The organism is Phytobacter diazotrophicus, from assembly GCF_052061655.1.
GTDB classification, from domain to species: Bacteria; Pseudomonadota; Gammaproteobacteria; order Enterobacterales; family Enterobacteriaceae; genus Phytobacter; species Phytobacter diazotrophicus.
Map to the genome: position 1 here is coordinate 1,715,926 of NZ_CM125428.1, position 12,637 is coordinate 1,728,562.

The window sequence follows — 12,637 nt, forward strand, 5'->3', positions numbered from 1 at the left end:
AGCGTAGCGCCACCCGGCATTTACATTAGATCTTACATGCGCCGCTTTCGCAGCCATCATCCTGAATGGACGGCACCAGATCATCCTGCGCATCTTCCGCACCGTCGCGGGTGTTTTGATAGTACAGGGTCTTCACGCCAAATTTATAGGCAGTGAGCAAGTCTTTCAGCAATTGCTGCATCGGCACTTTTCCGGACGGGAAACGTGTCGGGTCATAGTTGGTATTTGCAGAGATCGACTGGTCGATAAATTTCTGCATGATGCCCACCAGTTGCAGATAGCCGTCGTTGTTCGGCATTTCCCACAGCAGCTCGTACTTATCTTTCAACAACTCATAATCCGGCACCACCTGACGCAGAATACCGTCTTTCGACGCCTTGATGCTCACATGGCCGCGCGGCGGCTCAATGCCGTTGGTGGCATTGGAGATCTGCGATGAGGTTTCCGACGGCATCAGCGCAGACAGCGTGGAGTTACGCAGGCCGTAAGTTTTCACCGATTCACGCAGGGCGTCCCAGTCGTAGTGCAGGGGCTCGCTGGTGATACCGTCCAGGTCTTTCTTGTAGGTATCAATAGGCATAATGCCTTTGGAGTAGGTGGTTTCGTTAAACCATGGGCATGCGCCTTGCTCTTTCGCCAGTTCGTTAGATGCTTTCAGCAGGTAGTACTGAATGGCTTCAAACGTTTTGTGGGTCAGGTTGTTGGCGCTGCCATCGGAGTAGCGTTTGCCGTTTTTCGCCAGCCAGTAGGCGAAGTTAATTACACCAATACCCAGCGTACGACGGCCCATTGCACCGCGTTTTGCCGCTGGAATCGGGTAGTCCTGGTAATCCAGCAGGGCATCCAGCGCACGCACGGCAAGCACCGCCAGCTCTTCCAGCTCTTCCAGGTTAGAAATTGCACCCAGGTTAAAGGCAGACAGCGTACAGAGCGCGATTTCACCGTTTTCGTCGTTCACGTCTTCCAGCGGTTTGGTTGGCAGAGCGATTTCCAGGCACAGGTTAGACTGGCGCACTGGCGCAACCACCGGGTCAAACGGGCTGTGGGTGTTACAATGGTCAACGTTCTGGATATAGATACGGCCGGTAGAGGCACGTTCCTGCATCATCAGCGAGAACAGCTCAACGGCTTTCACGCGCTGTTTGCGGATGCTGTCGTCTTTCTCGTATTTGGTGTACAGACGCTCGAACTCATCCTGATCGGCGAAAAACGCGTCATACAGGCCCGGGACGTCAGACGGGCTGAACAGGGTGATCTCTTCCCCTTTCAGCAGGCGGGTGTACATCAGTTTGTTGATCTGTACGCCGTAGTCCATGTGACGTACACGGTTACCTTCAACGCCACGGTTGTTTTTCAGAACCAGCAGGCTTTCAACTTCCAGATGCCACATCGGATAGAACAGGGTCGCCGCACCACCACGCACACCGCCCTGAGAGCAGGATTTTACCGCGGTCTGGAAGTGTTTGTAGAACGGGATACAGCCGGTGTGGAACGCTTCACCGCCGCGAATCGGGCTACCCAGCGCACGAATACGACCCGCGTTGATACCGATACCGGCACGCTGGGAAACATATTTCACAATTGCGCTGGAAGTGGCGTTGATCGAGTCCAGGCTGTCGCCGCACTCGATCAGCACGCAAGAGCTGAACTGACGTGTCGGAGTACGTACGCCGGACATAATCGGCGTCGGCAGAGAAATTTTGAATGTAGAGACCGCATCATAGAAGCGTTTCACGTAGCTCAGACGCGTCTCGCGTGGATACCCTGAGAACAGGCAGGCAGCCACCAGGATATAGAGGAACTGCGCGCTCTCGTAGATTTCGCCTGTTACACGGTTCTGAACCAGGTATTTGCCTTCAAGCTGCTTAACGGCCGCGTAGGAGAAATTCATATCGCGCCAGTGGTCGATAAACTCGTCCATCTGCTTGAACTCTTCTTCCGTGTAGTCTTCCAGCAGATGCGTGTCGTATTTGCCAAGTTCAACCATTTTTACCACATGGTCGTACAGCGCTGGCGGCTCGAACTGACCGTAGGCTTTTTTACGCAGGTGGAAAATGGCCAGGCGCGCGGCGAGGTACTGGTAGTCTGGCGCTTCACGGGAGATCAGGTCCGCAGCGGCTTTGATAATAGTCTCATGAATGTCGGACGTTTTGATGCCGTCGTAGAACTGAATATGGGAACGCAGTTCCACCTGGGAGATGGATACATTACTCAGCCCCTCTGCCGCCCAATCCAGCACCCGATGAATTTTGTCGAGATTGATGCGCTCGGTGCTACCGTCGCGCTTTGTCACCAGCAGACTCTGATTCATGTGAAATTTACCTGTCCGTGAATAAAAAATATCCCCCAATTATCCACAGAACCACGTTGTGACTAAGTCTGTGGATAAATACTATATGTTGGGGGTATATGATAAGAGAAACGCTATATGGTGAGTATTCTAGTAAGGATTCTTTTGAGTACAAGAGTTGATTTTGACGTTAAATTGAGGTTGCAAAAGAGTGATAAAGGCTAAGTCCACGTCGCATAAGGCCTGGCGGGGATGTCAATATTTCGCAAAAAAAAATGAAAATTTGATCAAACGCTGATTTCTTCATCGGGAAGGGGAGATCGCGCGACATGATGTAGCGCAATCTTTATAAGAATAGTGAATGACGTCAGACGTTTTTTGGCTTTGTATGTAACATATAATTCACATCCACACCGGGCGCGAGCTTAAAGGCATTTAACAGCGGGTTGTAATGCAGGCCCGTAATGTGGCGCTCCTTTAGCCCGGATTCATTCACCCAACCGAGCAGTTCTGCCGGTTTGATAAATTTCTTCACGTCGTGCGTCCCTTTCGGCACCATTTTCAGCACATACTCCGCGCCAACCACCGCCATCAACCACGCTTTGCCGTTACGGTTAATGGTCGAGAAGAAGACATGGCCGCCGGGTTTGACCAGCCGCGCGCAGGCGTTGACCACCGATTGCGGGTCCGGTACGTGTTCCAGCATCTCCATGCAGGTGACAACATCATATTGCTGCGGATGTTTATCGGCGTGGTCTTCGACGGTCTCTTGCACGTATTCGACGCGAATGCCGGACTCCAGAGCATGAAGCCTGGCGACCTGTAGCGGTTCAAAGCCCATATCCAGCCCGGTGACTATCGCCCCTTCGCGCGCCATGCTCTCCGCCAGAATGCCGCCACCGCAGCCGACATCCAGTACATTCTTGCCAAACAGACCGTCAGCACGTTCTGCAATATAGCCCAGACGTAATGGGTTGATGCGATGAAGAGGTTTGAATTCGCCTTCCAGATCCCACCAGCGAGAAGCGACCGCTTCAAATTTGGCAATCTCAGCCTGGTCAACGTTTTGAGCAACCGACGTTTTTTCGGCATTCATGGGGATACGTACTCCTTTTTTAGCAAGACGGATGAGTATAACAGTCTGCTGGCGCTAATAAAGCGCCCTGCGGGGTCTTTCCGTTTACCTGATTCATTACGGTTGTGTTATAATTTGCGACCTTTGAATCCGGGATACAGTAGAGGGATAGCGGTTAGATGAGCGACCTTGCGAGAGAAATTACACCGGTCAACATCGAGGAAGAGCTGAAAAGTTCTTATCTGGATTATGCCATGTCGGTCATTGTTGGCCGTGCGCTGCCAGATGTCCGCGATGGTCTAAAGCCGGTTCACCGTCGCGTACTTTACGCCATGAACGTCTTGGGCAATGACTGGAACAAAGCCTACAAAAAATCTGCCCGTGTCGTTGGTGACGTAATCGGTAAATACCATCCCCATGGTGATTCCGCAGTGTATGACACCATTGTGCGTATGGCACAGCCATTTTCACTGCGCTACATGCTGGTTGATGGTCAGGGTAACTTCGGTTCGATTGACGGCGACTCCGCGGCGGCAATGCGTTATACGGAAATCCGTCTGGCGAAAATTGCCCATGAGCTGATGGCCGATCTGGAAAAAGAGACCGTTGATTACGTCGACAACTACGACGGTACGGAAAAAATCCCTGATGTTATGCCTACCAAGATCCCGAACCTGCTGGTGAACGGGTCTTCCGGTATTGCAGTCGGGATGGCGACCAACATTCCTCCGCATAACCTGACGGAAGTGATTAACGGTTGCCTGGCGTACATCGATAATGAAGACATCAGCGTTGAAGGGCTGATGGAACATATCCCTGGGCCGGACTTCCCGACCGCCGCGATTATTAATGGTCGTCGCGGTATTGAAGAAGCGTACCGTACCGGGCGTGGCAAAATTTATATTCGCGCCCGCGCGGAAGTGGAAGCTGACGCGAAAACCGGTCGTGAAACCATTATCGTGCATGAAATTCCGTATCAGGTGAACAAAGCACGCCTGATCGAGAAAATTGCCGAGCTGGTTAAAGATAAACGCGTTGAAGGTATCAGTGCGCTGCGTGACGAGTCTGATAAAGACGGGATGCGCATCGTGATTGAAATCAAACGTGACGCAGTGGGTGAGGTGGTACTGAATAACCTGTACTCCCAGACCCAGCTCCAGGTTTCCTTCGGTATCAACATGGTGGCACTGCACCATGGTCAGCCGAAGATCATGAACCTGAAAGACATTCTGTCCGCGTTTGTCCGTCACCGCCGCGAAGTCGTGACGCGTCGTACGATTTTCGAACTGCGCAAAGCGCGTGACCGTGCGCATATCCTTGAAGCGTTGGCCGTTGCGCTGGCGAATATCGATCCGATTATCGAGCTGATTCGCCGTGCGCCGACCCCGGCAGAAGCGAAAGCCGGTCTTATCGCGCAGCCGTGGGATTTGGGCAACGTTTCCGCCATGCTGGAACGTGCAGGCGATAACGCCGCGCGCCCTGAATGGCTGGAGCCAGAGTTCGGTATTCGTGACGGTAAATACTACCTGACCGAACAGCAGGCACAGGCGATTCTGGATCTGCGTTTGCAGAAACTGACAGGCCTTGAGCATGAAAAACTGCTCGAAGAATATAAAGAGCTGCTGGAACAGATTGCCGAGCTGCTGCATATCCTCGGTAGCGCCGATCGTCTGATGGAAGTTATCCGCGAAGAGCTGGAACTGGTTCGTGAGCAGTTCGGTGACGATCGTCGTACTGAGATCACCGCCAACACCGCCGACATCAACATTGAAGATCTGATCAACGAAGAAGATGTTGTGGTTACGCTGTCGCATCAGGGCTACGTGAAATACCAGCCGCTTACCGACTACGAAGCGCAACGTCGTGGTGGTAAAGGGAAGTCTGCGGCGCGTATTAAAGAAGAAGACTTTATCGACCGTCTGCTGGTGGCCAACACCCACGACACGATCCTCTGCTTCTCCAGCCGTGGTCGTCTGTACTGGATGAAAGTTTACCAGTTGCCGGAAGCGAGCCGTGGCGCGCGTGGTCGTCCGATCGTCAACCTGCTGCCGCTGGAGCCGAATGAGCGTATCACCGCCATTCTGCCGGTACGCGAGTATGAAGAGGGCGTAAGCGTCTTTATGGCGACCGCCAGCGGTACCGTGAAGAAAACCGCGTTGACCGAGTTCAGCCGTCCGCGCTCTGCCGGGATCATTGCGGTTAACCTCAATGAAGGCGACGAACTGATCGGCGTCGATCTGACCTCTGGTCAGGACGAAGTCATGCTGTTCTCTGCCGCCGGTAAAGTGGTGCGCTTCAAAGAAGGTGCCGTTCGTGCGATGGGACGTACCGCGACAGGTGTTCGCGGTATCAAGCTGGCAGGCGAGGACAAAGTCGTTTCGCTGATCATTCCACGTGGCGAAGGGGCAATCCTCACCGTGACGCAGAATGGTTACGGTAAACGTACGGCTGAAACCGAGTACCCGACCAAATCACGTGGTACGCAGGGCGTTATCTCCATCAAGGTGACCGAACGTAACGGTTCCGTGGTGGGGGCGGTACAGGTCACTGATACCGACCAGATCATGATGATCACCGATGCCGGTACGCTGGTGCGTACGCGTGTGTCGGAAATCAGCGTGGTAGGGCGTAACACCCAGGGTGTGATCCTGATTCGTACCGCAGAAGACGAAAACGTGGTCGGTCTGCAGCGTGTAGCCGAACCGGTGGACGACGAAGAACTTGACTCCATCGATGGCAGCGTCGCGGAAGGGGATGATGAAATTGCCCCGGAAGTTGACGATGGCGCGGCTGACGACGACGCCGACACCGACGAGTAATCTGTGCTGAGGGCCGGTTTTCCGGCCCTTTCTCTTTGCCATTGCGGCACCGGCATTTTACCGCTACTTTAATCTCAGTCACTTTTACACCCTCATGGCGGAGTTTCCCCAGGTTGAAATACCTCGTCTCTTTTCGTAGCACTTTGAAAGTCTCGCGCTATCTTTTCCGCGCGCTGGCTCTGGTGCTTTGGCTGCTGATTGCTCTCTTTTCGGTGTTCTACATCGTCAACGCGTTGCGTGATAAAGAGTCGGAGATACGCCAGGAATTTAACCTCAGCGCCGATCAGGCGCAGCGGTATATTCAGCGCACCTCCGACGTCATGAAAGAGCTGAAATACATCGCTGAAAACCGTCTGACGGCAGAAAACGGTATTCTTGCCTCTCGTGGGCTGGATGCGAAAACGGATGTACCTGATTTTCAGCCGCTGTTCCCCGATTCTGACTGCTCGAAAATGGGCACGGCCTGGCGTGGTTCTCTGGAATCACTGGCCTGGTTTATGCGCTACTGGCGGGATAACTTCTCGGCGGCTTACGACCTGAATCGCGTATTCCTGATTGGTAGCGAGAATCTTTGCGTGGCGGATTTTGGCCTGCGTGATGTGCCGGTCGAGCGCGACGAGACATTGAAAAGCCTGCATGAACGCATTCTGAAATACCGCAATGCGCCGCAGGATGAACGTGGTAACAACCTGTACTGGATGAGTCAGGGGCCGCGTCCGGGAGTCGGCTATTTTTATGCGCTGACGCCGGTTTATCTGGGCAATCGTCTGCAGGCGTTGCTGGGAACGGAACAATCCATTCGGATGGAGAACTTCTTCACCCCTGGCAGTTTGCCGATGGGGGTGACCATCTTTGATGAAAGCGGACGCGCGTTGATTTCCCTGACCGGTGCGGAAAATCGTATCGAGGCGGATCCGCGCTGGCTGCAGGTGCGCTCCTGGTTTGGTTACACCTCCGGCTTTCATGACCTTATCCTCAAAAAGAGCCTGCCGCCATCGCCGCTGAGTATCGTCTACTCGGTGCCTGTGGACTTGGTGCTTGAGCGTATTCGCATGCTGATCCTCAATGCGGTGCTGCTTAACATCCTTGTGGGGATTGCGCTGTTTACCCTTGCACGCATGTATGAACGGCGAATTTTTATTCCGGCGGAAACAGACGCCCAGCGTCTGGAAGAGCACGAGCAGTTCAACCGTAAAATCGTCGCCTCGGCGCCGGTGGGGATCTGTATTTTACGTACCCAGGATGGCACCAACATTCTGAGTAATGAACTGGCGCATAACTACCTGAATATGCTCACCCACGAAGATCGGCAACGTCTGACGCAAATTATCTGCGGGCAGCAGGTAAACTTTGTGGATGTACTGACCAGCAACAATACCAATTTGCAGATAAGCTTCGTACATTCTCGTTATCGCAACGAAAACGTGGCGATTTGTGTGCTGGTGGATGTGTCTGCGCGCGTCAAAATGGAAGAGTCGCTGCAGGAGATGGCGCAGGCGGCAGAGCAGGCGAGTCAGTCAAAATCGATGTTCCTGGCAACCGTCAGTCACGAACTGCGTACGCCGCTGTACGGCATTATTGGTAACCTCGATCTGCTGCAAACCAAAGATCTGCCGAAAGGCGTTGACCGTCTGGTGACGGCGATGAATAACTCGTCGAGCCTGCTGCTAAAAATCATCAGCGACATTCTCGATTTCTCAAAAATCGAATCTGAGCAACTCAAAATTGAGCCGCGTGAGTTCTCCCCGCGCGAGGTGATGAGTCATATCACCGCCAACTATGCGCCGCTGGTGGTCCGTAAACAGCTCGGCCTTTACTGTTTTATCGAGCCGGACGTGCCTGCCACGCTGAATGGCGATCCGATGCGTCTGCAGCAGGTTATCTCCAACCTGCTCAGCAACGCCATTAAGTTTACCGATATCGGCTGCATTATTCTCCATGTCCGCCGGGATGAACACTATCTGAGTATCCGTGTGCGCGATACCGGCGTCGGGATCCCGGCCAAGGAAGTGGTGCGGTTGTTCGATCCCTTCTTCCAGGTGGGTACCGGCGTGCAGCGTAACTTCCAGGGGACCGGGCTGGGGCTGGCGATTTGCGAAAAACTGATCAGCATGATGGATGGCGATATTAGTGTCGATACCGAACCGGGTATGGGCAGCCAGTTTACCATCCGTATTCCGCTGTATAACGCCGTTGAGCTTGCGTCTGCGGATGTTGATGGCCTTGCGAATACCTGTTGTTGGCTGGCGGTACGCAATGCATTTCTTAACAGTTATCTGGAAACCTTGCTGGCGCATAATGGCATTCAGGTCCAGCACTATGATGGTCGCCCACTGGGGGCAAACGACACCTTTATTACGGATGATGAACTGCCCGCGTCCTGGAGCGGGCGGGCCGCCGTCATGTTCTGCCGTCGCCATATTGGTATTCCGCTGGAACGTACGCCAAATGAATGGCTGGTTAGCGTGGCGTCGCCGCATGATCTGATTGCGATCCTTGGGCGAATTCACCGTGTTGAGGTGGTGGTGCCGCAAGTCACTACCGCGCTACCGCCGCCGGGCGCGGCCGAGGCGCGTAATGACGACATGATGATTCTGGTGGTCGACGATCACCCGATCAACCGCCGTCTGCTGGCGGATCAGCTCGGCTCGCTGGGGTATCAGTGCAAAACGGCAAACGACGGCGTAGATGCCCTGAATGTCCTGAGTAAAAACCCCATCGATATTGTGCTCAGCGACGTTAACATGCCGAACATGGATGGTTATCGTCTGACGCAACGCATCCGTGAATTGGGGATGACCCTGCCGGTTATCGGCGTGACGGCGAATGCGCTGGCAGAAGAGAAACAGCGTTGTCTTGAGTCGGGTATGGATAGCTGCCTGTCGAAGCCGGTAACACTGGATGTACTGAAACAGACGCTGGCGCTTTACAGTGCGCGAGTAAGAAAAGAGCGGCGATAAAAACAAACCCCGGCGGGAGCCGGGGTCGTAGGCATTACTCTTTCTCGGTCTGGGTCAGTGTGACCGAAGAGAGGTAATTCAGCAGGGCGATATCATTATCAACACCCAGTTTCATCATGGCAGATTTCTTCTGGCTACTGATGGTCTTGATACTGCGGTTCAGTTTCTTGGCGATTTCGGTGACCAGGAAACCTTCGGCAAACAGACGCAATACTTCACTCTCTTTCGGTGACAGACGTTTATCGCCATAACCGCCAGCGCTGATTTTTTCCAGCAGGCGGGAAACGCTTTCCGGGGTAAATTTCTTGCCTTTCTGTAATGCAGCCAGCGCCTTAGGCAGGTCGGTTGGTGCGCCCTGTTTCAGCACGATCCCTTCAATGTCCAGATCCAGCACGGCGCTCAGGATTGCCGGGTTGTTGTTCATTGTCAGAACAATGATGGACAGGTTCGGGAAATGGCGTTTGATGTATTTAATCAGCGTGATGCCGTCACCGTATTTATCGCCTGGCATTGACAGATCGGTGATAAGAACATTGGCCTCAAGTTTCGGCAGATTATTGATAAGTGCTGTAGAGTCTTCAAATTCACCGACTACATTCACCCATTCGATCTGTTCAAGTGATTTGCGAATACCGAACAGTACAATCGGATGGTCATCGGCAATAATTACGTTCATATTGTTCATGTATTGGGCTACCTTGCTACAGCAAGCTCTTGACGTAAGCGTCAATGTCGCTGATGTAATTTTCTATGCCTGGAACATCCTTCTCACGAATTAAATGCTCCAGCGTTTCACATAACTGCTTACCAGGAACCAGATTAAGCATGGCAAACACCCCTTTCAGGCGGTGTGCTGTCTGAGCCAGTGCAGCGAAATCGCTTGTCGCCGATTCAGTATACAACCTCTTAACATCATCCGGTACTGTGTCGACAAACAGCGCATAATAACCGCTGGCATGGAGCTCCGCATTTTCATCGCCCCCCAAAGGCGACTCCATCACGTCTTCCTGTGCCAGTTGCTCTTCTATAAGCTGCAATATTGCTTCCTGCATTGCATTGCTCATATTAAAGTTGACGCGCAATTGTCCGGGGCCAATTTTCCGCACGCCGACCTCATCATCGCTTAAAAGCAAGCCCGAGGATGTAAGATTAGACGGATTATCCGTTAAAAACAGGTCATATTCTTGACTTAACAGCCTTTCATCCGGAGAGATACAGCTTGCTCCCCAGTTTTCGAGCTGTCGAACCACAATATTGCGGATTTCGCTGGAGGTGATATCAATCATGGCGACCACATCGTCCAGTAATTTCTCCTCGGCTTCCTCATGTTGAGCGCGCACTGCCATTTTCACGTGCAGTGAATAACGGGTACCGAGCTCCTCCCGTGCTTTAATATTTAAGTGACCACCGAGTTTTCTGGCCAGTTGATCGCATAGCCAGAAGGTGAGGGCATTGGCTTTACCATACTGATCGCCCTGAGTGGTATTGAGGAACGGGAAGTGCAGGTTGTCGATCTCGCTATTACTTACGCCATTGCCGGTGTCCAGGATACGGAAGGTCAGACGATCTTCTGCGGATTCGTCCATGCTCACTTCAAGAGTGATTTTGCCAATCTGCGTTGTCGTCACGGCGTACTGGATCAACAGTAGCAAAATACGTAGCAGGGCATCACGGTCGCCGTGGCGCTCTTCTTTAGCATGAAGATGGTTATTGATGAGCAGTTGTAGTCCCTTGCGCTTAATCACAGGCAGTACCTGCGGCACCACTTCATCAATTAAATCCTGAATGGAAAACAGCGTGGATTGTCCTTTCCATGTGTCGTTTTCCAGCATATTGGCCAGTTGGATCTCATCCACCAGTCTCGCCAGCGCTTCGGCATGATCAGCAAGCTGGTTGCCCTCCTTATCGCTCAACGCAGCGGCTTCGCCAGCCAGGGCTTTGACAGGCTGCTTGAGTGCTTCGGCAATGTTTTGCATAAACGCTGCGCGACCTTGCTGATTTTTCTCATACAGGCGCTGCGCCTGTTTGAGCTTTTTATTCACCAGTACTTCTCTGTCCTGATCGCGGATGATGAAAATTTGCGTGCGCGACGCCACCTGGCTGCGGAACTGGCGAATTTCATACAATTCGTTATTGATAGTGGCCTGAATCACCCCCTGATGCTGATCGGCCATAGAGGTGATATTTTGCAAGTTGAGATGTGGCAGCAAATGATCGGCGATTTTATTGCTCAACACGGTGCGGTTGGCTTCCTGGTCATGTACCAGCAACCCTAACGGCAACAGAGAGACAATCTCTTCATTAAAGGCGCGCATAACGCGCAGCTCGTTACTGTTTCCCGCAGGGGCCAGTCCGTCGCTCTGACGGCCCGGCTGATGGCGGAACGTGGTATAGCCAAACAGCGCCAGCGCCAGCAGACCAATGTTCAACAACAGCGGCAACAGAATATTTTGCAAGGTCTCCAGCAGCAGCGTACCAAACGGCACCTGCCAGACCAGGCGCAGGCCGGTGGAGTTGAGCGAAGAGGCAATCTCGATTTTCGAGCTATTGAAATTGATGGTGACGCTGTCTGTGCTCTCTTTATCGGTGGAACGCAGATTATTTTGCTCGTTATCCGTATCGAGACGGAAGCTGTCCAACGACATATCCGGTGGGATTAGGTCGTTAATCGGCAGGTCAAATGCCACAACCGTCGCCAGATGACCGGGCTGATTAAACGTGGTGCGCAGGGTGAAATAGTGGCCATTCTGCCAGGAAAGGCGACGCAGTGCGGAGAAGCTCTCGCGTTCGTCCAGCGCGTTTGCTTGTTGCAACATCTCCGCGCGGCGTGAATCGACGATGCTGCCAATTGTGGACTCTTTAAACCCGGAGGAGAGATCTTTCAATGGCAGGGTAGAGATCAGGATCATGCTGTTGTCCTGACCATTGAGGTAGTACATCGACCAGGGAACGGTCTCCGCGCCCCACAGGGTATCCAGATAGGTGGAGATTCGCTGCGTCATTTCCAGCGTCGAACTGTCATGGGAGCCGAAGATCAGCGCTTCTGTTTTACGTCGTGGCTTCTCCAGGTAGTAAACGTCCTGTTTCAGACGGGTTTCCTGTAAGCCATCGCTTGAACTGCCAGAGTTTGCTGCCGCGATGTTGTCGTAGATTTGCCAGGTAGCGTAGCGCCAGGTATCAATGCGCTTGTGCATTGCGTGAGTGATATCGACAACCTGATAACTTTTATCTTTTAGCCAGGCATTAACGGCGCTTTGTATCATTACGCCCAACGTGACCAGCAGGACAATGATCAATAGAAGAAAGAAACGGGTGATGTTGCCCGGTATCAGAGAAAATTTTCCTGGGGTCATGGTGTCCGATCGACTCATTCGTGTGTGTAACCCGTAATGACAACACTGCAGACTACTACTCAGTATCCGCGTTGATACAATGTTGCTGCCATGCCGTAAGAACCTGCCAGCAATGACGGCGGTCTTGCCGGCGTGATGTT

6 protein-coding genes are annotated in these 12,637 nt (G+C 52.8%); 2 read left to right on the forward strand and 4 right to left on the reverse strand.

Annotated features, from left to right (window positions below; all coding sequences use genetic code 11):
* Positions 1–25: 25 nt before the first annotated feature.
* Positions 26–2,311 carry a class 1a ribonucleoside-diphosphate reductase subunit alpha gene (gene nrdA / locus ACS0RQ_RS08275; protein ID WP_271850138.1) on the reverse strand — a complete coding sequence of 762 codons (2,286 nt, stop codon included), beginning with the start codon at positions 2,309–2,311 and terminating at the stop codon, positions 26–28.
* A gap of 346 nt (positions 2,312–2,657) precedes the next feature.
* Positions 2,658–3,386 (reverse strand): bifunctional 2-polyprenyl-6-hydroxyphenol methylase/3-demethylubiquinol 3-O-methyltransferase UbiG, encoded by a 729-nt coding sequence (gene ubiG, locus ACS0RQ_RS08280; protein WP_039079920.1) that lies wholly within the window; start codon positions 3,384–3,386, stop codon positions 2,658–2,660.
* A 158-nt stretch (positions 3,387–3,544) separates the two neighbouring features.
* Between ubiG and gyrA the strand changes: the two genes are divergently transcribed.
* Both gyrA and rcsC read left to right on the forward strand, forming a co-directional pair.
* Positions 3,545–6,184, forward strand: coding sequence for a DNA topoisomerase (ATP-hydrolyzing) subunit A (gyrA, locus tag ACS0RQ_RS08285; RefSeq protein ID WP_271850140.1), 2,640 nt, complete (start codon positions 3,545–3,547; stop codon positions 6,182–6,184).
* Between the two features lie 113 nt (positions 6,185–6,297).
* Positions 6,298–9,144 (forward strand): two-component system sensor histidine kinase RcsC, encoded by a 2,847-nt coding sequence (gene rcsC, locus ACS0RQ_RS08290; RefSeq protein WP_271850141.1) that lies wholly within the window; start codon positions 6,298–6,300, stop codon positions 9,142–9,144.
* A gap of 34 nt (positions 9,145–9,178) precedes the next feature.
* Here the strand turns inward: rcsC and rcsB are convergent, their stop codons facing one another.
* The gene (rcsB, locus tag ACS0RQ_RS08295; protein ID WP_039079923.1) at positions 9,179–9,829 is read right to left on the reverse strand and encodes a response regulator transcription factor RcsB; all 651 of its coding nucleotides are present in this window, start codon (positions 9,827–9,829) and stop codon (positions 9,179–9,181) included.
* 16 nt (positions 9,830–9,845) lie between these two features.
* Complete coding sequence (rcsD, locus tag ACS0RQ_RS08300) at positions 9,846–12,515, reverse strand: phosphotransferase RcsD (RefSeq protein ID WP_334632436.1); 2,670 nt, start codon at positions 12,513–12,515, stop codon at positions 9,846–9,848.
* Between the last annotated feature and the right edge of the window lie 122 nt (positions 12,516–12,637).